The organism is Sphingomonas sp. SFZ2018-12, from assembly GCF_022496715.1.
In the GTDB taxonomy this organism is placed as follows: Bacteria; Pseudomonadota; Alphaproteobacteria; order Sphingomonadales; family Sphingomonadaceae; genus Sphingomonas.
The window spans coordinates 1667549-1693990 of sequence record NZ_WTFM01000001.1 but is presented as its reverse complement, the minus strand read 5'-3'; the positions used below and the strand labels follow the sequence as shown (position 1 = coordinate 1693990).

The following is a 26442-nucleotide window of genomic DNA, read 5'->3' as shown; positions in this document are numbered from 1 at the left end:
CTCGACGATCCGCACGGTCGCGACGACGCGATCCACCAACGCCGATTGCCTTGCGCTTGCCGCCGCCGGAGCCTCCGAGGGGTTCTGGCTGCGCGCCGAGACGCAGACCGGGGGGCGGGGCCGGCAGGGTCGCGCATGGCAATCGCCGCCCGGCAATCTTTACGCCAGCACCATCGTCCGGCTGCGCCCCGGCGACCCCGCGGCGGCCACGCTCGGCTTTGTCGCGGCGGTGGCGCTCGCCGATGCGGTGATCCAGGCCGCCGGGCCGATCGCCGCGCTGACGCTCAAATGGCCCAACGACGTGATGATCGGCGGCGCGAAGCTGGCGGGCATCCTGCTCGAGCGCGCCGGGGACGCGGTTGTGATCGGCTTCGGTGCCAACCTCGCCGCGCACCCCACCGATCTCGATCGGCCGACCACCAGCCTGGCCGCACAGGGTCGTAAGGTCGAACCGCTCGCGCTGCTCGACCCGCTGACCGCCGCGCTCGCCGTCACGCTCGACAGCTGGCGCGGACATGGCTTCGCTGGCATTCGTCAGCGCTGGCTGGCGCTCGCGCATCCGCCGGGCACGCCCCTTCGGGTCCGGGCGGGGGACCGGGAAGCATTTGAAGGCAGGTTCGACGGGCTCGATCCCGATGGCGCGCTGATCCTGCGCTTGGCCGATGGCGCGGCGCGTGTCATTCACGCGGGCGACGTGTTCCTGATCTGATGGGACGAAAGGGATAGGGCCATGCTGCTCGCGGTCGATGCCGGCAACACCAATATCGTCTTTGCACTGGTTGAGCCGGGGAATGTGGCGGGCGGCGGGACGATCCGCGCGCGCTGGCGCATCGCCACCGATCCGCGACGGACGGCGGATGAATATGCGGTGTGGCTGAGCCAGCTGCTCCAGCTTGAGGGCTTCGACCGGGCGGTCGTCGACGCGGTCATCATCGGCACGGTCGTCCCGCGCGCGCTGCATAATCTCCAGGTGCTCGCCCAGAAATATTTCGGGGTGGAGGCGGTGGTGGCCGGGCGCGGCGCGGCGCAATGGGGCTTTGCGCTCGACGTCGACGAACCCGACAATCTGGGTGCGGATCGCGCGCTCAACGTCATTGCGGCGCATGCCCAGCACCCGGGCGACCTGATCATCATCGATTTCGGCACCGCCACCACCTTCGACGTCGTCGATTTCCGCGGCGCCTATAAAGGCGGCGTGATCGCGCCCGGCATCAACCTGTCGCTCGATGCGCTGGTGACCGCGGCGGCCAAGCTGCCGCGCATCGCGATCGAGGCACCGGCATCGGCGACCGTCGTCGGACGCAGCACCGTCGAACAGATGCATATCGGGATCTATTGGGGCTATATCGCGATGATCGAGGGGCTGGTCGCGCGCACCCGGGCCGAGATCGGCCGCCCCGCCCGCGTCATCGCCACCGGCGGCCTGGCGGTGCTGTTCGAGCAGCATACACAGGTTTTCGACGTGATCGAGCCCGATCTGACCATTCAGGGGCTGGCGATGCTGTGGTCGCGCGCCCATAATGGGGGTGCGGACTGACGCGCAGGCCTGCGCCCCCGCCAACCAGAAACGGAACCCAGTGACCCCAGGTAACGAACTGCTTTTCCTCGCGCTCGGCGGATCGGGCGAGATCGGGATGAACGTCAATCTTTACGGCACCCAAGGCAAATGGGTGATGGTCGATTGCGGCATCACCTTTGCCGATCCCGGCTATCCGGGCATCGACATCATCCTGCCCGACCTGCAATTCATCGAGGAGCGTTTGGACGACCTGCTCGGCATCGTGCTGACGCATGGGCATGAGGATCATATCGGCGCGCTGCCCTATCTCGCGGCCGATCTCGACGTTCCGCTGTACGCCACGCCCTTCACCGCCGGATTGATTCGCGGCAAGCTGGAGGAAGAGGGGATTGCCGACCGCGTCCGGCTGAAGATCGTGGAGAATGAGGGCAGTTTCCAGTTGGGGCCCTTCGGTTTCCGCTACGTGCCGCTGGCGCATTCGATTCCGGAGGGCAATGCGCTGGTGATCGACACGCCGCATGGGCGCATTTTCCACACCGGCGACTGGAAGCTGGATAATCAGCCGCTGCTGGGCGAGCCATCGACCGAGGCCGAGCTGCGCGCGATCGGCGATGCGGGCGTGCTGGCGATGGTGTGCGATTCGACCAATGTCTTCAATCCCGAAGCCTCGGGGTCGGAGGGCGATGTCCGCAAGGGGCTGGACGAGGTGATTGCCGCGGCGACCGGTCGCGTGCTCGTCACGACGTTCGCCTCCAACGCCGCCCGGCTGCAGACGCTGGGCGAGGTGGCGCGCGACACCGGCCGCGAGCTGTGCGTCGCCGGCCGATCGCTGGACCGCATTCTTCGGGTGGCGAAGGCGACGGGCTATCTCCGCGACTTCCCCGACACGATCGATTTCGACACCGCGATGTCGCTGCCCCCCGGCCGGGTGATGATCGTCGCGACCGGCGGCCAGGGCGAGCCGCGCGCGGCGCTGTCGCGCATTGCGGAGGGAACGCACCAGATCAAGCTGGGGCAGGGCGACCTTGTCGTCTTTTCCTCCAAGCAGATTCCCGGCAACGAGATCGCGATCGGCCGCATCCAGAACACGCTGGCCGCTGCGGGCGTCGCAATGATCACCGATCGCCAGGCCTATGTGCACGTGTCGGGCCACCCGGGCCGGCCGGAACTGGCGGCGATGTATGGCTGGATCCGTCCCGAAATCCTCGTGCCAGTGCATGGCGAGCTGCGCCACATGGCCGAGCAGGCGCGCTTTGCGCTGAGCGAGGGCGTACCCCAGTCGATCGTGCAGAAGAACGGCGACATCGTCCGGCTGGCACCCGGCAAGCCCGAACGAATCGGTGCCGCGCCCTCCGGTCGGCTGGTGCTCGACGGCGACGTCATCCTGCCCGCCGACGGCACGACGATCAACGAACGGCGCAAGCTGGCGCTCTATGGCCAGGTTTCGGTCGCGGTCGCGCTGCGCAAGGGCGCGCTTGCCGGCACGCCCGAAGTGCGCATCCAGGGCGTGCCCGTCGAGGAGGATCGCGAACCCTTCATCGCCGACGCCCAGGATGCGGCAGCCGGCGCGGTCAAGGGCGACACGCGCGACCGCGAAAAGGTCCGTGAGGCGGTCCGGCTTGCGGTGCGGCGGGTTGCGACCCGCTGGACGGGCAAGAAGCCGATCGTCGACGTGCTGATCGTGGACGCCTGATCCGATGGCGTGGCAGTCGGGGCTGGCGATCTATTTCCTGTTCTGGGTGTTCGCGGTGTTTCTCGTGCTGCCCTTCGGCGTACGCACCGCGGATGAGGCCGGCGTCGCCAAGGTGCCCGGCCAGGCCGACAGTGCCCCCGTCGGCTTCAGCATCCGGCGGCTGATGATCCGCACGACGATCGTCGCGACGGTCGCGTTCGCGCTGTTCTACCTCAATTACGTCTATGGCTGGGTCACGCCGGCGATGCTCGACTACTATAATTGAGCCGGTAACCGCGCGACGCGGCGCGGTCAGGTCCGCAGCCGTTCGATCGCCTGGGCGAGCGCGACGTACAGCTTGCCCATGTCCGACGACAGCAGCGTGACCGCAAGCTGCGAGCCCTCGCGCAGCGCCAGAATCTGGCGCAGCATCGCCTCGAAATCGTGGATGTAGCGATTGACCTGCTCGCGGAACTCGGCGTCCTGATCGTAATGGCCTGAAATCTCGCGAACCTGCCCCGCATCGAGGAGGCGCACCGCGCGTCGTGTGAACACGCCCCGGTCGCCCTTCAGATACGCCGTCCACGCGCTGTCGGACACTTCTTGCGCGAGCGATTTCGACAGGTCGATCGACATCGAATTGAGCGCCTCGATCAACAGGGCGACGCGGCGCGACAGGGTGTCGCTGCTGTTGCGCTGCTGCTCGTCGCGCGCGACCTCCAGTCGATGCTCCATCGTCATGCTGGTTTCCGCGATCGCCAGCATCTGCTTGCTCAATTCCTCGGCCGCGCGCGCGGCGGTGGCGGCGGCGCGATCGGCGACGTCGTTCAGCTCGACGATATGGCGCGCGACGCTTTGCTCCATCGCGCGGCCGAGCGCGGCCGCGCCCTCGCGTTCCAGAGCCTGCGCGGCTTCGGGGATCACCGCGGCGAGCGCCTTGCGGGCATGGTCGCTCGCGGCGGTGGCGGTTTCGCGGATGCGGTTGAGCGCCTCGATCAGCTGGGGCGCGGCATCGTCGCTGAAACGGCGCGTGCCGGCGATCGTCGTGTCGACGATGCCCTGGATGTCGTCGATGCGCGCACGGCTGGTGTCGAGCGTCGACAGCAGCGACTGCGACACGCCGCCCAGCGTGTCGCGCTGGATCGCGATCACCCCGGCGATCGCCTCGATCGCTTCATGCGTGCTCTCCGCCGCAGTGACGAGCGCGAGCAGTTCGGGCTTGGCCTCGCCGACGATCGCGCGGCTTGCTTGGATCCGCTGGTCGAGCCGGGCAAGCGCTTCCGGCATCGTCTCGTCCATCTCGCGCGACGCAGCGTCGAGCGCGGTCAGCAGGTCCTCGGCGGTGCCGATCACGCGGCGCGCGGTCTCGTCGCCGACGCGCATCGTTTCGGTCATCGCGCCGGCGCTGCCGTCGAGCGCGCTGATCGCCGCGGCGAGCGACTGCGTGCGGTCGAGCCCGGTCGTGTGGAGCGCCGCCAGCTTCTGCTCGGTTGCCTCGATGCCCGTGACCAGATTGTCGAACAGATGCTCGCTGCGCGTGCGTTGCTGGCCGAGCAGGTCGCCGATCCGGGCGATCGCCCCCTCGACCGCGCTGATCCGGTCGCTGAGTGCGGCGATGCCGTCGGCCCCGGCACGCTCGATCGACGCCTGATTGTTCGCCAGCATCGCCAGCATCGCGTCGCCCTGGGCGCTGATCCCCTTGCGTGCCTCGTCGACGGCATGCGCCGCGCGTTCGAGCACGCCGTCGACCGCGCTGGTCATTTCGCCGGTCACGGCTTCCAGCCGCGCGCCGGCGGTCTCGCTGGTCGCTTCCATCCGCGCGATGTGCGCGGCGAGCCGCTCGGCCGCGCCGCTGGCGACCGCGTCGGCCTCCTTGCCGCGTTCGGTGATCGATGCGAGCTGCGCGGCGAGCGCGGCCGCATTGGCGCTGGCGGACAGCCCCGCCCGGTCGAGCGCGGTCGCCATCGCTTCGGTTTCGGCCTGCGCCTTGGGTACGGAGGCGAGCAGTACGCTCAGCCGCGCGGCCGCGGCGATGGTTGAATCGTTGAGTTGATTGGCACTCTGGTCGATCTCGCGCGCGCCGGCCGCGACGCTGGAGCCTACCTCCTGCATCCGCGCCGCGACCTGATCGGCAAGTGCGAGCAGCGCGTCGGTCTGGCGACCGAGCTCGGCGCGGTTCTGTTCGAGGACCGACGCCATCTGGCCCACCGCGTGCTCCAGCGCATCCGCCTGCGCGCGCATCGCCCGCGCGGTGCGGCCGAAGCGTTGGGCTTCCGCCCGGCTGGTGCGCAGCGCGAGCAGCGCCAGCACACCGATCAACGCCAGCGGCGCGCACAGGACCGCAATGAACTGCAGCCATTCGCCCGGCGTCGCGCCGCCGCGCAGGTTCGGCCAGCTCGCCCACAGCGCCGCGCCGATCCAGCCGATCGCGGCGAGGATGGCGAGCGCGGGCACCAGCCGGCCGGACGGGGCGTCCGAAGGAGCCTCTTCCGGGGCGGGTGGCGCCTCGGGTGCCTCCGCCACGGTGCCCAGCACCAGTTCGTCGTCGTGCGCCACGGCCTCGGTCAGCACCGCGTCGTCGTCCTCATGCCGCAAGCCGGCGATCCTCGAGCGTCCCGTCATGGCGGGACAGTAACAGGAATTGCCGCGCCGCAAACCGGCAACCGACAACCTCGTCTTAATCTTTGCGGGGTTATCCACAATTTATGGCATATGATCCCGGTGCAATCGATGCGACGCTGGCCGCGGCGGTGGGTGACGAACCCGCGCTGATCGCGGAGCTGCGCGAGGCATTTTTCGACAGCAGCCGCCGCGCGGTCACCGCGCTCGAGGATGCGGTCGACGTCGAGGGCTGGCGTGCCGCCGCGCTTCGCCTCAAGGGGCTGGCCGCGAGCTTCGGCGCGATCCGGCTGATGGCGCTGGCGGACGAAGCCGCCAATGCGACCCAGGGCGATCCGATGGTGCTGCGCCGCCTGCACAAGGCGATCGAGCGGCTCTGACCCTCTTTCGGCACGCGGCCGAAGCATAAAGTCGTCGCCCCGGCCTCCGCCGTGGCGACGAAGAATTTCTTCGCGCCGTCGCACCTGCGCGTGAACTCGACCCGCCCTATCGCTTGCGCGTCAGTTCCCGCATCGCGTCGTCCAGGCCGGCGATCGTCAGCGGGTACATGCGGTCGTTGACCAGTTCGCGCATGATGCGGATCGACTGCGAATAGCCCCATTGTTCCTTCGGAATCGGGTTGATCCACGCGGTCGCCGGATAGGTGTTGGTCAGCCGCTGGAGCCAGATGACCCCGGCTTCCTCATTGAAATGCTCGACCGATCCGCCGGCATGGGTGATCTCGTACGGGCTCATCGACGCGTCGCCGACAATCACCAGCTTATAGTCGTGGCCGAACTTGTGCAGCACGTCCCAGGTGTTGGTGCGTTCGGTGAAGCGGCGGCGATTGTCCTTCCACACGCCTTCGTAGATGCAGTTGTGGAAATAGAAGAATTCGAGGTTCTTGAACTCCGACGTCGCGGCAGAGAACAGCTCCTCGCATAGCTTGACCCAGGGGTCCATCGATCCGCCGACGTCGAGGAACAGCAGCAGCTTGACCGCATTGTGCCGCTCCGGGCGCATCCGGACGTCCAGCCAGCCCTGCCGCGCGGTGCCGTCGATCGTCGCGTCGATGTCGAGCTCGTCCGCCGCGCCCTCGCGCGCAAAGCGGCGCAGGCGGCGCAGTGCCACCTTGATGTTGCGGGTGCCCAGCTCGCGCGTGTTGTCGAGGTTCTTGAACGCGCGCTGGTCCCAAACCTTGATCGCGCGCTGGTGCTTGCCTTCGCCACCGATACGGACGCCTTCGGGGTTGTAGCCCGAATTGCCATAGGGGCTGGTGCCGCCGGTGCCGATCCACTTGTTGCCGCCCTGGTGCCGGCCCTGCTGTTCCTCAAGCCGCTGCTTGAGCGTCGCCATGATCTCGTCCCACGACCCGAGCGACTCGATCGCCGCCATTTCCTCGGGCGTCAGATATTTCTCGGCGACGGCACGCAACCACTCCTCCGGGATCGCCGCCTGTTCGGTCGCATAGCTGGTGGCGATGCCGCGGAACACCTTGCCGAACACCTGATCGAAGCGGTCGAGCAGCCCCTCGTCCTTCACGAAGGTTGCGCGGGCGAGGAAATAGAAGCTCTCCGGCGTCCGGTCGATCACGTCGCGCTCCAGCGCGTCGAGCAGGACCAGATGTTCCTTCAGGCTGGCCGAAATGCCGGCGGCGCGCAGCTCGTCGATGAAGGAGAAAAACATGACCGTGCCTTTCGCGCGCCGCCCCGCCTCACCTGGGGTCCGGCACGACACGATAGAGCCGCCAGGCGGTTCCCGAAAGCCCCCCGGTCATGCCTGCTCGGATCGGCTGGGCGCGCACCCCGCATGCAGCCAGCCGGGGCGCAAGCCGGTCGTCGGGCGAGCCGTCGACATACAGGAACTCCGCGTCGGGGCAGGGGGCGGTGCTGATCGACAGCGGGTCGCCCGCGACTGCCGCCGCCGCGCGGAGCGGCGCGATCGATCGCGTGCTCGCCACCCACACGCGCGACTTTCCGGGCGTCGCCGCGACGATCGGAGCGAGTGCCCGCTCGGGATGGCCGCGTGCGGCGTGGATGGTCGCGTCGTTGGTGGCGAGCGCCCCGATCGCGGCAAGGCCCAGCCCCAGCATCGTCGCCACCCGCGCCGGACCCGGCGTCGCCATCGCCCGCCCGCCAACCCGCGCGAGCATCAGCAGCAGGGCGACGGCCGCAAGCAGATAATAGCGTGGAAACTGGCTGTTCCCCAGACGCAGCAATGCCACCGTCGCAGGAAAGGCGAGCGTCGCCAGCACGATGAACGGCATCGGCCCCCGCAGCCGCTCGACCACGAGCGCGATTAGGAGGAGCACGATGGCGGTGGCTGCGCCGATGCCGGCGGGCAGTCCCGCCAGCCCAAGCGTGTATGCGGCGAGCTGATCTAGCGCGGTGGCGAAATGGCCGGGGCTGAAGCGCGTATATTCGCCGAACGTAAAGCCGCCGCGGGCATGCGCGCTGGCGAACACGAAAGCGATGACCGCGATGCTGGCCAGAACCGCGGGCGCGAAGCGCCGCGCGGTCGTGACCGCCGCCTCGCGCCAGCTGCCCGCCATCGCCCGCGCCACCAGATGCCACCCGGCCAGTGCGGGCAATGCAAAGACCAGCGTCAGCTGCGCGAACAGCCCGATGAAAAAGCTTGCTGCGATGCGGCCGGGAGCCGCTCCGTCATCCTCCCCCGCGATCATCCGCTGGGTAAGCCGGATCGCGACGAGCAGGGCGAGCACCATCGGCGCATAGCCGCGCGCTTCCGATCCATAGGTGACCAGGATGGGCGAGAAGGCGAACAGCGCGGCGGCGATCATCGCCTGCGGTCGGCCCCAGCGCGCGGCGATCGCGGCGGCGAGGGGCACGGCAGCGACCCCGGTCGCGACCGACAACAGCCGCGACACGACGGGCGGCGCACCGAGGCCGGTCAGCTGCAACCACAATGTGTTCCAGTGATGATTGTTGTCATGGCCGATATTGAACCAGATGCCGGCAGGCGTCCCGACTTCAAACGCGAAGGTCGCCGACCACGCCTCGTCCAGCCACAAACCGCCGTTGGCCGCCGCGGTCAGGCGCAGCACCGCCGCACCGACCAGCATGGCGACCACCCAGATCCTGACTTCGCGATCGGAAACGCCGCCGGTGTCTTCGCGCATAGATCCCCCGGTACAGGCCGCGCGTTCTAGCCGATCCGCCCGAAAGCGAAAGCGCCTATCGGTGGCCGCACGGTCGCCGAACGATCGGGGCGCGCCATCGGCTCAGGCTTTCGCCAGGATGTCCCGGTCGATCGCATCGATGCGGTTGACCCCGGTCAACGTCATGGCGACCGTCATCTCGCGCGCGATCAGGTCGAGCAGCTTGGTCACCCCGGCTTCCCCGCCGGTCGCCAGCGCGAACAACCACGCACGACCGAGCAGGACGCCGCGCGCGCCGAGCGCCAGCATGCGCACGACGTCAAGGCCCGAACGCACCCCGCCGTCGACCAGCACGGTCATCCGGTCGCCGACCGCATCCGCGATCGTCGGCAGCGCGCGTGCCGACGACATCACCCCGTCGAGCTGGCGTCCGCCGTGGTTCGACACAACGATCGCGTCGGCACCCAGCGCAGCCGCCTCGCGTGCGTCGTCGGGGTCCAATATGCCCTTGATGACCAGCGGGCCGTCCCACAGCTCGCGGATCCAGCCGAGATCGCGCCACTGGATCGACGGATCGAAATTGGCCCCCAGCCAGCCGATATAGTCGTTGAGCCCGCTGTTGCGGCCAAGCACCGCCGCCAGGTTGCCCAGCGTATGCGGCCGTCCCATGACGCCCACGTCCCAGGCCCAGCCGGGCTTGCCCATCGCCTGCACCACGCGTCGATAGGCGGCGTTCGGGCCCGACATGCCCGAATGCGCGTCGCGATAGCGCGCGCCGGGCACCGGCATGTCGACGGTGAACACCAGCGCCTTCGCCCCCGCCGCCTTGGCGCGCGCGATCAGGTCGCGCATGAATGCGCGGTCGCGGATGACGTAGAGCTGGAACCAGAAGCGGTCGGGCGCGGCGGCGGCGACGTCCTCGATCCCGCAGATCGACACGGTGGACAGGCACGTCGGGATGCCCGCGCGCGTGGCGGCGCGTGCGGCCTGCACCTCGCCCCGCCGCGCATACATGCCGCTGATGCCGACGGGGCCGAGCATGACGGGCAGGTCCTGCTGCGCGCCCAGGATCTGTGTCGTCAGGTCGATCGTCGCGACGTCCTTCAGCACCCGCTGGCGCAGCGACAGTTCCGACAGGTCGCTGACATTGCGGCGCATCGTGTCCTCGGCATAGGCGCCGCCATCGGCATAATCGAACAGGAAACGGGGCACACGGCGGCGGGCCGCCTCACGGAAATCCGCGGTCGAGGAGATGATCATGCCGCTCTTCTGATCGAGCGTTCGGCGTCTGCCAAGTGGCATGGAGGGTCAGATGGTGGGCATGTGTCGCGGCAGGTGCCGTTGCGACGCGGGACGGCGCGATACCGACGGCACCGCGCGTCGTCATCCAGCTGATACCAAAGGACGGTGGCTCCCCGGGCCGGATTCGAACCAGCGACCGATCGGTTAACAGCCGATTGCTCTACCACTGAGCTACCGGGGAATGCCTGGTCAGCGGCGGGCGTCGCCCCCGCGAGAGGCGCGCCTATAGCAGCGAGTTTCAGCCGAACGCAAGCGGTTCAAGCAATGAATTGCTCCATCGTGATTCGCTCGTCCAGCGCGTGTTCGGGATCGAACAACAGGGTCAGTTCCTGGCTGCGGTCGATCTCGACATCGACGCGCACGACGTCGCGCACCTCGCGCTGATCGGCGACCGCGCTGACCGGGCGTTTTTCGGCTTCCAGCACCTCGACGCCGATCCGCGTCTTTTCGGGCAGGATCGCGCCGCGCCACCGGCGGGGGCGGAACGGACTGATCGGGGTCAGCGCGAGCAGCGCGGAGCCGAGCGGCAGGATGGGGCCGTTGGCGGACAGGTTATAGGCGGTCGATCCCGCCGGCGTCGCCACCAGCACGCCGTCGCAAACGAGTTCGGGCAGCACCGGCCGGTCGTTGACATGGATCGCCAGCTTGGCGGTCTGGCGGGTTTCGCGCAGCAGCGACACTTCGTTGATCGCCGGCAGGACGACCACCTCGCCCGCGATCGTCGTCGCGGTCATGCGCAGCGGCGTCACGCGAAACGCCTTGGCCCGGTGCAGCCGGCCGTCGAGGTCACCGGCATCCCAATCGTTCATCAGGAAGCCGACGGTACCGCGATTCATGCCGAACACCGGCACGATGCGGCGGCGCTCCAGCATGGCGTGCAGCGTCTGGAGCATGAAGCCATCGCCGCCCAGCGCGACGATCAGTTCCGCCTGATCGAGCGGCACCCAGTCATAGCCGGCGTCGAGTTCGGTGACGGCGGCGCGGGCGGGATCGGCGGGGGAGGCGAGCAGCGCGCGCCGGGCGGGAATGCTCATCCCCCGGTCATGCTCATGTAGCGCGCGACTGCGGGCGTGGCGCCGGGCGCGATGCGGAAGTCGTGGCGCTCGGGCTTGATCGCGAGCGCGGTGTCGATCGCGTCGTCGACCGCCGCCAGCCCGCCCGAACGGATCGCGGTCTTCAGGTCGACCTGGTCGTCGTGGCCCAGGCACGCGAACAGGCGTCCGTCGGTGGCCAGCCGGACGCGATTGCACCCCGCACAGAAATTGCCGGTCAGCGGCGTGATCAGCCCCAGCCGCATGCCGAACGGCGCAACCCGCCAATAGCGCGCGGGTCCGCCGCCGGCCCGGGCGGTGTCGGGGGTGAGCGCGAACATGGCCGCCAGCCGCGCGAACACGGTGTCGAGCGGCACGAAGCGGTCGGCGCGATCCTCGTCGATCCGGCCAAGCGGCATCGTCTCGATCAGTGTCAGGTCATGGCCCTGGCTGCCGCACCAGGCGAGCATTTCGGGGATCTCGTCCTCGTTCAGCCCGGCGAGCGCGACCATGTTGATCTTGATCGCCAGCCCCGCCGCCCTTGCCGCCGCGATGCCATCGAGCACGCGGGCGACATCGCCGGTGCGGGTGATGAAGCGGAACCGGTCGGGATCGCGGCTGTCCAGGCTGACATTGATGCGGCGGATGCCCGCGCGGGCCAGCGTTTCGGCATGTTCGGCCAGCCGGGTGCCGTTGGTGGTGAGCGTGAGTTCGTCGAGGCCATGGTCGACATGCCGGCCCAGCCGCTGGATCAGGTCGATCGCATCGCGCCGGACCAGCGGCTCGCCGCCGGTCAACCGGACCCGCCGCACCCCGCGCGCGATGAAGCGTTCGACGATCATCGCCATTTCGTCGAGCGTCAGCAGCTCGGCGCGCGGCAAGAACGTCATCGTCTCGGCCATGCAATAGCGACAGCGCAGGTCGCAGCGATCGGTGACGGAAACCCGCAAATAGCTCACCTGACGGCCATGTCGGTCAATCAGGGCGGGGGCGGCGGCCATGGCGGCAGAGCTAGGCCCTCTTGTCCCCCCAAACAAGTGCGATTGGCGCGGGGCGAGACAGCAGCTAGACCCGCGCGATGCTACGAGCGTTTCGATGATCCTTTCGCCTCCTTCCACGACGTCGCGGCCGATTTTCGTCCTCTCTTTTCGCCAGCGCGACGAGCTCGCCGCCGCACTGTCGGCGGACGGGTGGCAGGTCATCGCCGCGCGCCGGGACGAGGGGACGGCCGGGCGGCTCGCGTCGAGCGGCGCGCCGGTCGCGATCGTCGACGCGCGCGGCGCGATCGAGGAGGGGCTGGCCGCGATCCGACGGCTGTCGCCGCTGATCGAGGCGAGCGGCGGCGCGCTGCTCGCGCTGGTGTCAAAGATCGACAGCGACCGGATCGGGCATGTCCATGATGCGGGCGCCACCCATTTCCTGTTGAGCCCGATGCGCGCACCCGAGATCATCCAGGCGCTGCGCTTCGCCTGTCGCCATGTCGAGCGGGTCGCGGCGGATACCGGCGCGCAGGCCGCGATCGCGCGCGCGGTGCCGGTCGAGACGCTGGGCTTTCGCTACGATCCCGCCGACCGCTCGCTCCAGGCGACACAGGGGTTGGCGCGCTGGCTGGGCACCCCGGATGCGCCGTCCCCCCGGATGCTGCTGCGCCGCCTGTCGCCGGAGGATCGCGTGCTGGCGCTGACGGCGCTGCGGCGGCTCGACGATGCGCGCGGTTCGACCGCGTTTGCCGCCGACCTGCCCGGCCTCGGCCGCTCGGTCGCGCACCTCCAGCGCGACGCGCGCACCCGCCGGCTGCATGTGCTGATCGAGCCGCTGGGCCGCACGCCCGAGCCCAGCCTGGCGCTGCGCGAGGCGCTGGCCGACGCGCGCGACGCCAATGCCGCGCGGCGCTGGATCGAGCGGCGCCTGGCGGCGGACGCGTCGGTTGCCGTCATCCTGATCGGTATCGGCCAGTTCGCCGCGCTCAACACCGCCTTTGGTCGCGCGTCGGGCGATCAGGTGCTCGGTGCGCTGCTCAAGCGTATCGAGGCCCCGGTGCGCGAGCTGTTCGGCAAGGCGGCGATCGTGGCGCGCGTCGGCGGCGCGGAGTTCCTGGCGGCGGCGGCGACCGCCGATCCCGCCCGCGTCGAGGTCGCCGTCGCGCGGATCGAGGCGGCACTGGCCGCGCCGTTCCTGATCGGCGACCGCGCGATGACGCTCGATGTGCGCTCCAGCGTTGCGTGGAGCGCGCCGGGTGCCGATGCCGCGACGATGCTGCGCCAGGCCAGCGCCGCGCTGGTCGAACCCGCGGCACCCGTCACCGCTCCCACCGATCACGCGGCCACGATTTCCGCCCAGTCGCTCGACCAGCTGGGGCGCGACGTCGTCGCGGCGCTCGACGCGCACCAGATCGACATCCTGTTCCAGCCCCAGGTCGCGACGTCGACCGGGCGGATCGAAGGGGTCGAGGCATTGGTGCGGTGGCGCCACCCCGCGCTCGGCGAACTGGGCGCGGAGACGCTGTTCGCATCCGCCGTGCGTGCGGGGATCGCGCCCGCGCTGTCCGAACAGGTCCAGCGCCACGCGCTGGCGCTTGCGGCGACATGGACCGGGGCGCTCGCGCGCCTGCGCCTGTCGATCAACGTGACGGCGGAGGATGTCGCGCGGCCGAGCTTTGCCGACGCACTGCTCGACCGCATCGACTCGAGCGGGTTTCCGCGCGACCGGTTGACGGTCGAGATCACCGAGAGCGGGCTGATGGAGGATCTGGGTCAGGCCGCGCGCCTGCTCGCCCAGCTGCGCACCGCCGGCTGCCGCGTCGCGATCGACGATTTCGGCACCGGCTATTCCAGCCTCGCCTATCTGAAGGCGCTGCCGCTCGATTATCTCAAGATCGATCGCAAGCTGAGCCAGGACATCGCGGGTTCGCCACGCGACCGGGTGGTGGTGCGCGGCGTCATCGACATGGCCCGCGCGCTGGGGCTGACCGTCATCGCCGAAGGGGTCGAGACCGAGGAACAGCTCGACCTGCTCGCCAAGGAAGGCTGCCAGTATTTCCAGGGCTTCCTGTGCGCCGGCCCGCTGACCGTGGAGGAGCTGGCGGCGCTGGTCTGAGCGCGCGCTAGGGGCGCAGCAACATTCCCGCGACAGCCGCCGCCGCAAGGATCGCCGGCGTCACCCAGCCGCCCTTCAACCGCCACGCCGCGACGGTGGCGAGGACCAGGATGGCGAGCCCGAGCAGGGGCTGGGCTAGGCGCGGTGCCAACGCTGTCCCGAGCTGGACCGTGGTGGCGGCGATGATCCCGACCGCGGCGGCGGCAACCCCGGCCAGCGCGCGGCGCAGCGCGGGTGCTTCGACGATCGCCTCCAGCCGCTCGAAGAAAATCAGCGAGAAGGCGAAGGCAGGCAGGAACATCCCCGCCGTGATCGCCAGTGCCCCCGTCGGCCCTGCGGCGACATAGCCGGCAAAGGTCGCGAAGATGACGAGCGGTGCGGGCAGCATGCCGGCGACCGCGACGCCGTCCAGAAAGCTCGCATCGCTGATCCAGCCGCGCCCGACCGTGTCGGCGCGCACATAGGGAATGGCGGTGTACGCCCCGCCAAAGGTCAGCAGGCCGCCCTTCAATCCGGCGATGAACAGCGCGCCGATGCTGGCGGGCGTGGCGCTGTTGGCCGCGTCGCCGCCGGGGCTCCAGTCGACGGTCAGTGCCGCCACCGCGATCGCCACCGCCAGCACCGCCAGGGCGAGCCCGCGTCGCGCGGCCAGGCCATAGGCGAGGCCGCCCGCGATCAGCGGCAGCCAGAAGGGCACGCCGATCAGCGTCGCCGCCAGGCTGGCGCCCGCGATCACCGCCAGCGCCGCATCCTCGATCACATGCCTGCCGATCCGCCACACCGCGCGCGCGATCACGCCGATGACGGCGATCTGCACCGCCAGCAACAGGCCGGGCAGGCTGCCGCGCGCCTCCACCCAGCCGACATAGGCCCATGCCGCCGCCAGCATCAGCACAAGTCCCGGGAGCATGAAGCCCAGTCCGGCGAGCAGCCCGCCGATCCGCCCGCGCGCCAGCATGCCCATGTGCACGCACAATTCATGCGCCTCGGGCCCCGGCAGCACCTGCATCACCGCCAGCAGCCGGTTGAAGCGCGCCGAATCGATCCAGCGTTCGGTATCGACCAGTTGGTGGCGCAGCATCGCGATCTGCGCGACCGGCCCGCCAAAGGCGAGGCAGCCGAAGCGCAGGAACTTGAGGAACAGGGCACCCAGGCCGATGGCCGGGGGGGCGGGGGTATCGATACGATCCATCAACGTCGCTCCGTCGCCGCAGGCGCGGCGGGTGGAGCGGACTTGGACGGTGACCGTCTGAACGGGCGTCCGCGCCGGCCCGTTGGACGCTCGACTACCGGCCGATTGCCGCCGGTGTCAACGCCTCACCCCGCCGCCTTGGCCAGCCCGCGCGAGATCTGCAGCGCCGCATTGAGCCGCGCCTTGGGATTGGCCCAGGCGCGCGTCACCACCAGCTTCATGTCGGGACGCAGCTTGGCCGTCCCATCCAGCCGCGCCACGTAGCTCAGCAGCCCGTCGACATTGGGAAAGCGATCCTCGTGGAAATGGACCAGCGCGCCCTTCGGCCCGACATCGAGCTTGGCGATGCACGCCGCCTTGGCGTTGAGCTTGGTCTCGATCAGCGTCAGCAGATTTTCGGTCGGCTCGGGCAGCTTACCGAACCGGTCGATCAGCTCGGCGGCGAACGCTTCGATCCCCTGGCGATCCTCGACCTCGTTCAGCCGGCGATAAAGGCCCATGCGGAGATCGAGGTCGGGGACATATTCCTCGGGGATCAGGATCGGCGCATCGACGGTGATCTGGGGCGAGAATTCCTTGGGTCGGTCGTCGCGCAGACCACCCGCCTTGGCATCCAGGATCGCGTCCTCCAGCATCGACTGGTAAAGCTCATAGCCGACCTCCTTGATGTGCCCCGACTGCTCGTCGCCCAGCAGGTTGCCCGCGCCGCGAATGTCGAGATCGTGGCTGGCGAGCTGGAACCCCGCACCCAGTGACTCGAGGTCGGACAGCACCTTCAGCCTTTTGTCCGCCGCCTCGGTGACGATGCGCTGGGGCGGGGTGGTGAAATAGGCATAGGCGCGCGTCTTGGCGCGGCCGACGCGCCCGCGCAGCTGATAGAGCTGGGCAAGCCCGAACTTGTCGGCGCGGTTGATGATCAGCGTGTTGGCGCTGGGAATGTCGAGGCCGGATTCGACGATCGTCGTCGACAAAAGAACGTCGTAGCGCTTGTCGTAGAATGCCGACATCCGCTCTTCGACCTCGGTCGGGCTCATCTGGCCGTGCGCGACGACGAAGCTGACCTCGGGCACGTCCTTGCGCAGGAATTCCTCGATGTCGGGCAGGTCGGCGATGCGCGGGGTGACGAAATAGGACTGTCCGCCGCGATAATGTTCGCGCAGCAGCGCCTCGCGCAGCACCACCGGATCCCACGGCATTACATAGGTGCGCACCGCGAGGCGATCGACCGGCGGCGTCTGGATGACCGACAGGTCGCGCAGCCCCGACATCGCCATCTGCAGCGTGCGCGGGATCGGCGTTGCGGTCAGGGTGAGCACATGGACATTGGCCTTCAGCGCCTTCAGCCGCTCCTTGTGCGTGACGCCGAACCGCTGTTCCTCATCGACCACCACCAGGCCCAGGCGCTTGAACTCCAGCCCCTTGGCGAGCAGCGCATGGGTGCCGATGACGACGTCGATCGTCCCCGCCGCCAGCCCCTCCTTGGTCGCCTTGGCCTCGGCCGCGGTGACGAGGCGAGAGAGGCGCCCGACCTCGATCGGAAACCCCTCGAACCGCGCCTTGAAGTTCTGGAAATGCTGGCGGGCGAGCAGCGTGGTCGGGCAGATGATTGCGACCTGCATCCCCGCCATCGCGGCGACGAACGCGGCGCGCAACGCCACTTCGGTCTTGCCGAAGCCGACATCGCCGACGATCAGCCGGTCCATCGGCTTGCCCGCGCCCAGATCGTCGAGCACATCGGCGATCGCGCGGTCCTGATCTTCGGTTTCTTCATAGGGAAAACGGTCGAGGAAGGCCGGATAACCGCTGGCATCGGGCTCGGCGATGTCGCCGGGGCGCAGCGCACGGGCAGCCGCCGTGGCGATCAGCTCGCCCGCAATCTCGCGGATGCGCTCCTTCATCCGGCTCTTGCGCCGCTGCCACGCCTCGCCGCCCAGCCGGTCGAGCGATGCGCCCTCTTCGTTGGCACCGTAGCGGGAGAGGACTTCGAGATTTTCGACCGGCACGTAGAGCTTGTCGCCGCCGGCATAGCTCAATGCGACGCAGTCGTGCGGCGCCTGCTGCACCGGGATCTGGGTAAGCCCCTCATAGCGGCCGATGCCGTGATCGGCATGGACGACCAGATCGCCGGGCGACAGCGTCGCCAGCTCGTTCAGGAACGCATCGGTCGACTTCTTGCGCTTGCGCCGCCGCACCAGCCGGTCGCCCAGCATGTCCTGCTCGGTCAGCAGCGCGACGTCGGGGGTGGTGAAGCCATGGTCGAGCGGCAGGACGATGAGCGGGACCGTGCTGCTTCCCGATCCTCCCCGGGACGGGGAGGGGGACCGCCGACCGGAGGTCGGGGGTGGAGGGGGAGCGCCATCGAGCGCGTCGCTTGCGGTGACGCCCCCTCCACCATGCTGCGCATGGTCCCCCTCCCCGTGCCGGGGAGGAGTGGCCGCGCCCAGGGCCTCCTGCCAGCCATCGACCAGCCGGGTGGTCTTCAGCCCATGATCGGCGAGCAACCCCGACAACCGCTCGCGCGCGCCGATGGAATAGCTGGCGAGGATCGGCCGCTTGCCGGCTTTGCGCAGCGCCGCGACATGATCGACCACCGCGTCATAGACATTCTGGCCGCCGGTTCGCTCGGGCGCGAAATCGCGCGGGCCATCGACCTGGAAATCGAGCACCGTCTTGCTTTCCGGCTCGTGAAAGCTGGTAGTGAGGTGCGCGGGCGCGTCGGCCAGGCGGCGTTGCCATTCGTCGGCGAGCAAATAGAGCTGGTCGGTGCCTAGCGGGCGATAGCTGCCGGGGTCGGACGACTGGGCGCGCACGCGATTGGTCTGGTAGTCGGCGATCGCCTCGAACCGCTGCTCGGCCGCCGCCTGGCCCGCGCCGTCGCGCAGGATCACCGCATCGGCGGGCAGGTGATCGAACAGCGTCTCCAGCCGTTCCTCGAACAGCGGCAGCCAATGCTCCATCCCCGCCAGCCGCCGCCCGTCGCTGATCGCCTGATAGAGCGGATCGCCGGTCGCGGTCGCGCCGAACCGTTCGCGATAGCCGGCACGGAACCGCTTGACGCTGTCCTCGTCGAGCAGGGCTTCCGACGCGGGCAGCAGGGTGAAGCCGTCGACCCGGCCGGTGGTGCGCTGGTCGGCGGGGTCGAAGGTCCGCACGCTTTCGATCTCGTCGCCGAAAAAGTCGAGCCGCAGCCCTTGTTCGGAGCCCGAGGGGAACAGATCGACCAGCCCGCCGCGCACCGCGAACTCGCCGGCGTCATGGACGGTATCGACGCGGTGATAGCCATTGGCCTGGAGCAGCTGCGACAAGCGGTCGAGCGAGATGCGCTCCCCGGGCGCGAGGCGTGCGACCAGCTGACGGATGCGGAACGGGGTCAGCGTGCGCTGGATCGCGGCGTTGACCGTGGTCAGAACCAGGCGCGGGCGATCGGGCTTTTGCTGAAGCTGGTGAAGCGTCGCCAGTCGCTCCGCCATGACCCGCAATGTAGGCGACGCGCGGTCATAGGGCAGGCAGTCCCAGGCGGGAAAGCACAGCACCTCCAGCTCGGGCGCGAAATAGGGCGCAGTCGTCTCGATGCTGCGCATCGACGCTTCGTCAGGCGCGATGAACACCGCCCCGCCGCGCGCCGCGCGCGCCAGATCGGCAAGCAGCGCGGGCTGGAAGCCGGTCGGCACGCCGGCAAGCGTCAGCGGGGTGCGGGCAGCAAGGATAGCGTCGAGTTGCGGCATGAATTCTCAAGCAAAAGCCCTCTCCTCCACGGGGAGAGGGTTGGGAGAGGGGGTAGGGCTGAGGTCAGGAAGCCGGGCTTCCCCTCTCCCCGACCCTCTCCCCTTCAGGGGAGAGGGAGTGGCTGGCGATAGGGATGTAATCCAGCGCGTGCATCTGCTCCATCATCTTGCCCGCGAACTGCTCGGGCACCGGCGCGGTGCCGATCGCCCAGGCCATGATGTCGACATCCTGTTCCTCCAGCAGCGCCTCGAACCAGTCGATCTCGGCCATGTCCCACCCCGCATGGTGGCGGTCGAAATAGCCGCCGATCAGCAGGTCGGCCTCCTTGGTGCCGCGATGCCAGGCGCGAAAGCGCAGGCGCTTGATACGGGTGTCGCGATTCATGCTGGCTCCAATGGCGAATGGCCGGCATGACCAAATCGTCATGCCAGCGAAAGCTGGCATCTCGTGCCCCAACTCCCCCGGGTCAAGGCCCGGCGGCGCAAGATGCCAGCTTTCGCTGGCATGACGAAGCGCGGACGGGCTAATCGAGCCTGATGCGCCCCGATCTGCTCAACCCGTTGTTTGCCGAGGTGACGGCGCTGAAAGGCATCGGCCCGGCGCTGGCGCGCCCGCTCGAGCGGCTGGGGCTGGCGCGCATCGTCGATGTGCTGTTCCACCTGCCCACCGGATGGATCGACCGGCTGCCCCGCGATGAACTCGATATGGCGGATGCCGGGCGCGTCATCGCGATCACCCTAACCCCGATCGAAATCCGCGCGAGCCTCGGCCGTGGGCCTACGCGGGTGCGCGCCGTCGATGCACAGGGCAATCATGTGCTGCTCGTCTATTTCGGCGGCAATTCGGCATGGGTGAAGAAGCTGTTCCCGCTCAATGAGCCGCGCCGCGTTTCGGGCAAGCTCGAAAGCTATGGCCAGGAGCTTCAGATCGTCCACCCCGACTATGTCGGCGATCCCGACGACACGGGCGCGCTGGCGATGCGCGAGGCGGTTTATCCGATGTCGGAGGGGATCACGTCGCGCCGGATCGCCCAGCTTGCCGAACAGGCGATCGACCGCGCGCCGGTGCTCCCCGAATGGATCGAGCCTGGTCTGAAGGACCAGCGCGGCTGGCCCGGCTGGCGCGAGGCAGTCGCGCGCATCCATGCCGATCCGGCGGATGCAAAGGCGCGCGAGCGGCTGGCCTATGACGAAGTGTTCGCCAACCAGCTGGCGCTGATGCTGGTGCGCGGCGCGGCGCGGGCCAAGCGGGGGCGTGCGCTGACCGGCGACGGGCGGCTGCGCGCGCGGCTCGACCTGCCCTATGCGCCCACCGGCGCGCAGGCGCGCACGATCGCGGAGATCGAGGGCGACATGGCGCAGACCCAGCCGATGCTGCGGCTGCTGCAGGGAGATGTCGGGTCGGGCAAGACGCTGGTCGCGATCATGGCGCTGCTGATCGCGGCGGAAGCGGGCGCTCAGGGCGCGATGCTTGCGCCGACCGAGATCCTGGCCCGCCAGCATTATGAGACGCTCAGCCGGATGCTGTCGGGCCTGGGCATCCACGTCGCGGTGCTGACCGGACGCGACAAGGGGCGGGTGCGCGAAGCGACGCTGATGGGGCTGGCCGACGGGTCGATCGACATCCTGGTCGGAACCCACGCCATCTTCCAGGACGCGGTGCGCTACAAGGATCTGGGGCTGGTGGTGGTGGACGAGCAGCACCGCTTCGGCGTCGCCCAGCGCATGATGCTGCAGGCCAAGGCGGAGCGGCCGCCGCACCTGCTGGTGATGACCGCGACGCCGATCCCGCGCACGCTGACGCTCGCCCAATATGGCGAGATGGACGTGAGCCGGCTCGACGAGATGCCGCCGGGGCGCGAGCCGATTCAGACCAGCGTGATCAGCGAGGACCGGATCGGCGATGTCGTCGATGGCCTCGCGCGGCATTTGTCGGGCGGTGGCCAGGCCTATTGGGTGTGCCCGCTGGTCGAGGAGAGCGAGAAGAGCGACCTTGTCGCCGCCGAGGCGCGGGCCGAGGCGCTGGGCGCGCGGTTCGGCGACCGGGTGGGGCTGATCCACGGGCGGATGAAGCCGGCGGACAAGGACGCGGTGATGACGCGCTTTGCCGCGGGTCAGCTTGGCGTGCTGGTGGCGACGACGGTGATCGAGGTGGGGGTGGATGTGCCCAACGCGACGCTGATCGTGATCGAGGCTGCGGACCGCTTTGGCCTGGCCCAGCTGCACCAGCTGCGCGGACGGGTGGGGCGCGGCGGGGGCAGGTCGGTGTGCGTGCTGCTGCGCGGCAATGCGCTCAGTGAGACATCGCGGGCGCGGCTGGCGCTGATGCGCGAGACCAATGACGGCTTCCGCATCGCCGAGGAGGACCTGCGGCTCCGCGGCGCGGGTGAGCTTCTGGGCACGCGGCAGTCGGGGGAGGCGCAATACCGGCTGGCGACGCCCGAGATGCTGGCCGAGCTGCTGCCGCCGGCGACCGGGGACGCGCGGTTGCTGATCGACCGCGACGGCGGGCTTGAAGGTGCGCGCGGGGCGGCGGCAAGAATCGCCTTGTACCTGTTCGAGCGGGATTCGGCGGTCGCGCTGTTGCGGTCGGGCTGATCCCTGGCGTAGCGCAGGGGCCATGCAATTGCTTCTGCCCATCCTGATGACGCTGATCGCCGGCATCGGCATCGCGATCCAGCCGCCGACCAACGCGGTGCTGGCGCGGGCGTCGGGATCGGTGCTGCTGGCGGCGCTGATTTCGTTCGCGGTGGGCACCGCGATCCTGCTGGTCGTGTGGGCGTTCAGCGACCGGGGATCGATTGCGGGACTGCGCCAGGTGCCGTGGTGGTCGTGGCTGGGCGGGCTGTACGGCGCGGTGTTCGTCAGCGCCGCCGCCTATGCGGCACCGCGGCTGGGGCTGGCGACGATGCTGACGCTGGCGATCGGGACGCAGCTGACCGCGGCGCTGGTCATCGACCAGTTCGGGCTGCTTGGGCTTGCCCGTTCACCGGTCACGCCGGTGCGGCTGGCGGGATTGGTGCTGTTGCTGGCGGGCGTCGCGCTGATGCTGCGCCGGGGCTGATCCAGGGATCAGCGGCGGAGCAGGCCGGCGAGCAGTTCGTAATAGCTGGCGCGGTCGATCGGCTGTTCGAACTGACAGCCCATCCGCCCGCCGAGCCACCAGCGCACCTCCGCCACGGTCACGCCGATCACCGGCATGTTGATGCGGATGCGGGTGCCGGGGGCGTATTCGTCCTCGCATCGCGCCATCAGGCCGTGGGGCGAGATGTTGACGACAAGGAGATTGATCGGCCGCGCATCGGGGCCGAAGGCGCGGGCGCGGTAATGCACCTCGTCGCGTTCGACGGCGCGCTGGTCGACAATGGCCAGATTGGTCGCTCGCATCGCCATGCGTGAATTCCCTTAACAGGCTGAGCACCAGGCTAGGGCGACAGGCGTGAACAGCGCCGCAATGAACAGGGTTAGCAAGCGGTGAATCGCACCCGCATGCGACCAGCCGAAACCCTCACCCCGCCGGGCGCAGCAGCCCGTGATGCTTCTTGCCCGCCGAGACGCGCACCTCGCCCGCGACCGCGACGGTCGCGGCCTCATCCGCCACCTTCTCCCCCTCGACCCGCGCGCCGCCGCCCTTGATCAGCCGCCGCGCCTCGCCCTTCGACGCGGCAAAGCCCAGCCCGACCAGCGCGTCGACCAGCGCGATCCCGCCCCCCGCCACCGCAAGCACGGGCAGCGCACCGCCGGACGCGCCCTCCTCAAAGGTCCGGCGCGCGGTTTCGGCCGCGGCTTCGGCGGCGTCGCGGCCGCGGCACATGGCGGTGGCCGCATTGGCCAGCACCTTCTTCGCCTCGTTGATCTCAGCGCCTTCCAGCGCCTCCAGCCGGGCGATCTCGTCCAGGGGCAGGTCGGTGAACAGGCGCAGGAAGCGGCCGACATCGCGGTCGTCGGTGTTGCGCCAGAATTGCCAGTAATCATAGGCGGGCAACGCGCCCTCGTTCAGCCACACCGCGCCCGACATGGTCTTGCCCATCTTGCCGCCGTCGGCGGTGGTGATGAGCGGGGTGGTGACGCCATAGACCTCTGCGCCGGCCACGCGGCGGGTGAGTTCGATGCCGTTGACGATATTGCCCCACTGGTCCGACCCGCCCAGTTGCAGTCGGCAGCCGAAGCGGCGGTTCAGTTCCAGGAAATCATAGGCCTGGAGGATCATATAGTTGAATTCGAGGAAGCTGAGCGATTGTTCGCGATCGAGCCTGAGCTTGACCGAATCGAAGCTGAGCATCCGGTTGACCGAGAAATGCTGGCCGATGTCGCGCAGGAACGGGATATATTCCAGCCGATCGAGCCATTCGGCATTGTCGAGCAGCACCGCGTCGGTCGGGCCATCCCCGAAGGTCAGAAAGCGTTCGAACACGGTGCGGATCGACGCGATGTTCGCCGCGATCGTCTCCGCCGTCATCAGCTTGCGTGCTTCGTCCTTGAAGCTGGGATCGCCGACCTTGCCGGTGCCGCCGCCCATCAGCACGATCGGCTTGTGCCCCGATTGCTGGAGCCGGCGCAGCAGCATGATCTGAACCAGGCTGCCGACGTGGAGCGACGGTGCGGTGGGATCGAAACCGATATAGCCGGGCACGACCTGTTTCGCGGCGAGCGCGTCGAGCGCCGCCGCGTCGGTCATCTGATGGACATAGCCGCGCGAGGTGAGCAGCCGGACGAGATCGGAGGAGGCGTCAGTCATGGTTGCGCGCCCATAGCGAAGCCGGGGGCGGGTGTCATGCGGCGCGTGGCGGCGCGGCGGAAGTTGACACTGGGTTGACACTGTCGGGGTGGTTGCGGGTGGCGCGCGCGGGGGCGAAGTTGCGGAAGTTGCGGGCTGTGTGGCGTTGCGCGCGGACGGGCGCGGCGGGGGTGCGTGCGGGGGTGACGGGGGAGGGGATGGGTCGCGCCATGCGGGGAGGATGGCATGGGGTGGGGGGTGTAGGACAGGGGGGTGGCGGTGGCTGGTTTTGGGGCGCTTGCTCGAAATACGGCTTCCAGACACGCATGCATAACAAGCGCACTTAGGAGGCGGAGGACACGAACAGAGGCTTCAGACACGGACTTTAGGAGACGGAGTATATGAATAGAGGCCTCCGACCAGAGCCGGCCGATCCCGGCAGGCATTTCAAGCGTCTGCTCACCGTGATTTGGTACCAATGTGCGAACAGGCAGTGGCAGGGCCAGTTCGGTATCTGCCGAATGCCGACCACGCTGAACTATTTCTGTCACTGGCAGCGCTACGAGTTGTAAAGGCCCTGAATTCCTTGCGCTTGGGTGCCGACCCCTGTTAGCTGTTCGCTCGAGGGGGCGGCATAGTGAAACCGATCGTTGGATTTTTGTCCGAGCCACTGGTGGGGACCGCATTGGGCTTTATCGGCGTCACATTGGCTGTGTACTTTTACTTCAAATCCAAACAAGTCGCGCGTCTCGCTCTTCAGTCAGAGGAGATTGCAGTCGTTGGGAGCGCAACTTCTGCATTCGACCAGCATCTAGAAGTCCGTTTTGAGGGAGAACTTGTTCAGCGCGTAACTAAAACTCGAGTAATTATATGGAACTCTGGTAATACAACTATAGAAGGAAGTCGGATAACTGAGGTGGATCCGTTGCGTGCGGTTGTTGACGCGGGGAGCCAAATTCTACGGGTTGAACTGGTACGACAGACTCGGCCTGTGAACGGTGTAAAGTTCACTATCGATGAACGCCAGGTTTTATTCAGTTTCGACTTTTTTGATCCAAACGATGGGTTCGTTGTTGAGTTCATACATTCTGGAACGAGGGGGGAACTCGAATGGTTTGGTACGATTCGGGGTATTCCAACTGGCTTAAGCACGTTCAATTCGCGAAATCCCATTGAGCGCTTAGTTTTCCTGTTACCAAAGCAGATTTTGCGGACCGGTAGAGTTGCCGCGCCTCTCTTCGCCACACTGTTAGGTGTCGGAATGGCGACCGCAGGCCTTTTCAGTGACCAGCTAGGGAAGTTCATACCGGGTCTTTATTGGCCGTTGGAGGCGAAAACCGGCCCACAGTGGCTCATGGTCGCGACCGGTGCGCTCTATGCGTCGCTTCCGCTCGGGATGCTGTGGATGACGCGGCGGCGTTTTCCGGCTGCTTTAGATGTGCGGGCGAAGCCCCAGAGCGAATGAGAAGGAGCGTCAATAGGATCAACCGATTGAGATGAATGGAATTATGCCAGCCACCGGTTGCGGACACCCGGGCGCAACGGCGATCCGCAGAAATGCACCAACAGCGGCTTATGAAAACCCCGCCTCGATGTGCAATTTGGGGAGCTTGGCGTGACTTGCCAATAACGACATTGAGGCGCGTTTCTGTCACTACGCCACCCCAACCCTCACCCCCGTCGCTCTCCCACCATCATCCCCATCCGCCGCGCGCGTTCGATGTCGCGTTCGACGACGGCGGCGGTGAGGCGGTCGATCATCAGGCGGGCGCGTGCGGTCATGCTGCGCGGGGCGTCTTCGACCAGGCCGGGCAGCAGGCGCGCGCCCCACTCATCGGCCAGCCCCGATGCGCGCGCCGATCCATCGGCCGCAACGACGATGGCCGGGAAGGGCAGCGGGCAGGCGGGCGAGGCGAAGCCGTCGCGCAGCGCCGCGCGCGTCATGGGGCCGCTCGCCCGGCGATCGTCCGGCTCGATCAGGATGGCGCCGGCGACGCGCTCGACATAGCTGGCGGGCGACAGGCGGCTCCACCAGGCGGCGGCGAAGCACGCCGCGCCATTGGCGATCAGCACCGCGGAATCGTCCACGTCCTGCACCAGCCGGTCGAGCGCGGTGGCGAAGCGGTTGCGGCTGGCGCGATCCGCGCTGCTGAGCGGCAGGACCGCCGCGCCGCGCATCCCGATCAGCCGGGCCATCGCCGCCGGGGCCGCGCCATCGACCAGCGCGATGAAGGAATAGGGCGGGGCAGCCTGAGCAAGCGCAGTCATGGGCGTCGTCCATTCCCGGTCGCGACCGGTCGTGTCGCGAATCGCGCGAGATTAGCATGATTGTTGCCTGCCCGCGCCGCCCGGCGACGGTTCGGCCCCGGCGATGGTCGCACCGCCGGGGCCGCTCGTCGTGATTTGATCGACTTGTGTTCGGCTTCGCAGAGCCGGCACCGGCCTTCACCGCCGTTCCAACGATCCTGCGGA

The 26442-nt window shown here is 68.5% G+C and carries 21 protein-coding genes and 1 tRNA gene; 9 read left to right on the top strand and 13 right to left on the bottom strand.

What is annotated here, in order from left to right; genetic code table 11:
- Positions 1-7: 7 nt before the first annotated feature.
- From GO308_RS07905 to GO308_RS07890, 4 genes are read left to right on the top strand one after another with little or no spacing between them, the layout of a single operon-like run.
- Positions 8-709 (top strand): biotin--[acetyl-CoA-carboxylase] ligase, encoded by a 702-nt coding sequence (locus GO308_RS07905; RefSeq protein ID WP_240885216.1) that lies wholly within the window; start codon positions 8-10, stop codon positions 707-709.
- Between the two features lie 21 nt (positions 710-730).
- Positions 731-1537, top strand: coding sequence for a type III pantothenate kinase (locus tag GO308_RS07900; RefSeq protein ID WP_066476302.1), 807 nt, complete (start codon positions 731-733; stop codon positions 1535-1537).
- Positions 1538-1577: 40 nt separating this feature from the next.
- Positions 1578-3212 (top strand): ribonuclease J, encoded by a 1635-nt coding sequence (locus tag GO308_RS07895; protein WP_066476592.1) that lies wholly within the window; start codon positions 1578-1580, stop codon positions 3210-3212.
- Positions 3213-3216: 4 nt separating this feature from the next.
- Positions 3217-3477, top strand: a complete 261-nt coding sequence (locus GO308_RS07890; protein WP_066476300.1) for a DUF1467 family protein — start codon at positions 3217-3219, stop codon at positions 3475-3477.
- Between the two features lie 26 nt (positions 3478-3503).
- On the opposite strand, the gene GO308_RS07885 is transcribed toward GO308_RS07890, so the two are convergent.
- Positions 3504-5786 carry a hypothetical protein gene (locus GO308_RS07885; RefSeq protein WP_240885059.1) on the bottom strand — a complete coding sequence of 761 codons (2283 nt, stop codon included), beginning with the start codon at positions 5784-5786 and terminating at the stop codon, positions 3504-3506.
- A gap of 110 nt (positions 5787-5896) precedes the next feature.
- Between GO308_RS07885 and GO308_RS07880 the strand changes: the two genes are divergently transcribed.
- Positions 5897-6190, top strand: a complete 294-nt coding sequence (locus tag GO308_RS07880; RefSeq protein WP_066476297.1) for an Hpt domain-containing protein — start codon at positions 5897-5899, stop codon at positions 6188-6190.
- 106 nt (positions 6191-6296) lie between these two features.
- On the opposite strand, the gene GO308_RS07875 is transcribed toward GO308_RS07880, so the two are convergent.
- The 6 genes from GO308_RS07875 to moaA all read right to left on the bottom strand — a co-directional run bounded on the left by GO308_RS07875 (position 6297) and on the right by moaA (position 12241).
- Entirely contained in the window at positions 6297-7475 is a 1179-nt protein-coding gene (locus GO308_RS07875) for a VWA domain-containing protein (protein WP_240885057.1), read from the bottom strand.
- Between the two features lie 28 nt (positions 7476-7503).
- Entirely contained in the window at positions 7504-8928 is a 1425-nt protein-coding gene (locus GO308_RS07870) for a hypothetical protein (RefSeq protein ID WP_240885055.1), read from the bottom strand.
- A gap of 102 nt (positions 8929-9030) precedes the next feature.
- Positions 9031-10167, bottom strand: a complete 1137-nt coding sequence (gene lldD / locus GO308_RS07865; RefSeq protein WP_240885054.1) for an FMN-dependent L-lactate dehydrogenase LldD — start codon at positions 10165-10167, stop codon at positions 9031-9033.
- A 148-nt stretch (positions 10168-10315) separates the two neighbouring features.
- Positions 10316-10390 (bottom strand) — tRNA-Asn (locus tag GO308_RS07860).
- Between the two features lie 76 nt (positions 10391-10466).
- On the bottom strand, positions 10467-11243 hold the full coding sequence (locus GO308_RS07855; protein ID WP_066478077.1) for an NAD kinase: 777 nt from the start codon (positions 11241-11243) through the stop codon (positions 10467-10469).
- The gene (gene moaA, locus GO308_RS07850; RefSeq protein ID WP_240885045.1) at positions 11240-12241 is read right to left on the bottom strand and encodes a GTP 3',8-cyclase MoaA; all 1002 of its coding nucleotides are present in this window, start codon (positions 12239-12241) and stop codon (positions 11240-11242) included. The genes GO308_RS07855 and moaA overlap by 4 nt, the downstream gene beginning before the upstream one ends.
- Before the next feature lie 94 nt (positions 12242-12335).
- On the opposite strand from moaA, the gene GO308_RS07845 reads away from it, so the two are divergent.
- Positions 12336-14336 carry a GGDEF domain-containing phosphodiesterase gene (locus GO308_RS07845; protein WP_240885043.1) on the top strand — a complete coding sequence of 667 codons (2001 nt, stop codon included), beginning with the start codon at positions 12336-12338 and terminating at the stop codon, positions 14334-14336.
- A 7-nt stretch (positions 14337-14343) separates the two neighbouring features.
- Here the strand turns inward: GO308_RS07845 and chrA are convergent, their stop codons facing one another.
- The 3 genes from chrA to GO308_RS07830 form a co-directional block, all read right to left on the bottom strand.
- Positions 14344-15528 carry a chromate efflux transporter gene (gene chrA, locus GO308_RS07840; RefSeq protein WP_240885036.1) on the bottom strand — a complete coding sequence of 395 codons (1185 nt, stop codon included), beginning with the start codon at positions 15526-15528 and terminating at the stop codon, positions 14344-14346.
- Positions 15529-15653: 125 nt separating this feature from the next.
- Positions 15654-19253, bottom strand: coding sequence for a transcription-repair coupling factor (gene mfd, locus GO308_RS07835; RefSeq protein ID WP_240885034.1), 3600 nt, complete (start codon positions 19251-19253; stop codon positions 15654-15656).
- Positions 19254-19317: 64 nt separating this feature from the next.
- The gene (locus GO308_RS07830) at positions 19318-19638 is read right to left on the bottom strand and encodes a succinate dehydrogenase assembly factor 2 (RefSeq protein ID WP_240885032.1); all 321 of its coding nucleotides are present in this window, start codon (positions 19636-19638) and stop codon (positions 19318-19320) included.
- Between the two features lie 152 nt (positions 19639-19790).
- Here GO308_RS07830 and recG point away from each other — a divergent pair, with 152 nt between their 5' ends.
- Together recG and GO308_RS07820 are read left to right on the top strand one after the other, a co-directional pair.
- Entirely contained in the window at positions 19791-21851 is a 2061-nt protein-coding gene (recG, locus tag GO308_RS07825; protein ID WP_240885031.1) for an ATP-dependent DNA helicase RecG, read from the top strand.
- A 22-nt stretch (positions 21852-21873) separates the two neighbouring features.
- The gene (locus GO308_RS07820) at positions 21874-22317 is read left to right on the top strand and encodes a DMT family transporter (RefSeq protein ID WP_066478061.1); all 444 of its coding nucleotides are present in this window, start codon (positions 21874-21876) and stop codon (positions 22315-22317) included.
- 8 nt (positions 22318-22325) lie between these two features.
- Here the strand turns inward: GO308_RS07820 and GO308_RS07815 are convergent, their stop codons facing one another.
- Together GO308_RS07815 and tyrS are read right to left on the bottom strand one after the other, a co-directional pair.
- On the bottom strand, positions 22326-22646 hold the full coding sequence (locus tag GO308_RS07815) for a PilZ domain-containing protein (RefSeq protein WP_066478059.1): 321 nt from the start codon (positions 22644-22646) through the stop codon (positions 22326-22328).
- Between the two features lie 115 nt (positions 22647-22761).
- Positions 22762-23991, bottom strand: a complete 1230-nt coding sequence (gene tyrS / locus GO308_RS07810; RefSeq protein ID WP_240885029.1) for a tyrosine--tRNA ligase — start codon at positions 23989-23991, stop codon at positions 22762-22764.
- A 616-nt stretch (positions 23992-24607) separates the two neighbouring features.
- Between tyrS and GO308_RS07805 the strand changes: the two genes are divergently transcribed.
- On the top strand, positions 24608-25435 hold the full coding sequence (locus GO308_RS07805; RefSeq protein WP_240885026.1) for a hypothetical protein: 828 nt from the start codon (positions 24608-24610) through the stop codon (positions 25433-25435).
- Between the two features lie 206 nt (positions 25436-25641).
- Here GO308_RS07805 and GO308_RS07800 read toward each other — a convergent pair whose 3' ends face one another.
- A complete protein-coding gene (locus tag GO308_RS07800) occupies positions 25642-26238 on the bottom strand; it encodes an alpha/beta hydrolase (RefSeq protein WP_240885025.1) in 597 nt (198 codons plus the stop codon).
- Positions 26239-26442 lie beyond the last annotated feature (204 nt).

What these genes read in the sequence shown, in the direction of transcription:
- chrA (WP_240885036.1), bottom strand. Translation starts at nt 15,528, where the DNA reads ATGGATCGTATCGATACCCCCGCCCCCCCGGCCATCGGCCTGGGTGCC.
- moaA (WP_240885045.1), bottom strand. Translation starts at nt 12,241, where the DNA reads ATGGCCGCCGCCCCCGCCCTGATTGACCGACATGGCCGTCAGGTGAGC.
- mfd (WP_240885034.1), bottom strand. Translation starts at nt 19,253, where the DNA reads ATGCCGCAACTCGACGCTATCCTTGCTGCCCGCACCCCGCTGACGCTT.
- GO308_RS07880 (WP_066476297.1), top strand. Translation starts at nt 5,897, where the DNA reads ATGGCATATGATCCCGGTGCAATCGATGCGACGCTGGCCGCGGCGGTG.
- GO308_RS07855 (WP_066478077.1), bottom strand. Translation starts at nt 11,243, where the DNA reads ATGAGCATTCCCGCCCGGCGCGCGCTGCTCGCCTCCCCCGCCGATCCC.
- tyrS (WP_240885029.1), bottom strand. Translation starts at nt 23,991, where the DNA reads ATGACTGACGCCTCCTCCGATCTCGTCCGGCTGCTCACCTCGCGCGGC.
- GO308_RS07875 (WP_240885057.1), bottom strand. Translation starts at nt 7,475, where the DNA reads ATGTTTTTCTCCTTCATCGACGAGCTGCGCGCCGCCGGCATTTCGGCC.
- GO308_RS07900 (WP_066476302.1), top strand. Translation starts at nt 731, where the DNA reads ATGCTGCTCGCGGTCGATGCCGGCAACACCAATATCGTCTTTGCACTG.
- GO308_RS07830 (WP_240885032.1), bottom strand. Translation starts at nt 19,638, where the DNA reads ATGAATCGCGACACCCGTATCAAGCGCCTGCGCTTTCGCGCCTGGCAT.
- GO308_RS07815 (WP_066478059.1), bottom strand. Translation starts at nt 22,646, where the DNA reads ATGGCGATGCGAGCGACCAATCTGGCCATTGTCGACCAGCGCGCCGTC.
- recG (WP_240885031.1), top strand. Translation starts at nt 19,791, where the DNA reads ATGCGCCCCGATCTGCTCAACCCGTTGTTTGCCGAGGTGACGGCGCTG.
- GO308_RS07800 (WP_240885025.1), bottom strand. Translation starts at nt 26,238, where the DNA reads ATGACTGCGCTTGCTCAGGCTGCCCCGCCCTATTCCTTCATCGCGCTG.
- GO308_RS07845 (WP_240885043.1), top strand. Translation starts at nt 12,336, where the DNA reads ATGATCCTTTCGCCTCCTTCCACGACGTCGCGGCCGATTTTCGTCCTC.
- GO308_RS07890 (WP_066476300.1), top strand. Translation starts at nt 3,217, where the DNA reads ATGGCGTGGCAGTCGGGGCTGGCGATCTATTTCCTGTTCTGGGTGTTC.
- GO308_RS07870 (WP_240885055.1), bottom strand. Translation starts at nt 8,928, where the DNA reads ATGCGCGAAGACACCGGCGGCGTTTCCGATCGCGAAGTCAGGATCTGG.
- lldD (WP_240885054.1), bottom strand. Translation starts at nt 10,167, where the DNA reads ATGATCATCTCCTCGACCGCGGATTTCCGTGAGGCGGCCCGCCGCCGT.
- GO308_RS07820 (WP_066478061.1), top strand. Translation starts at nt 21,874, where the DNA reads ATGCAATTGCTTCTGCCCATCCTGATGACGCTGATCGCCGGCATCGGC.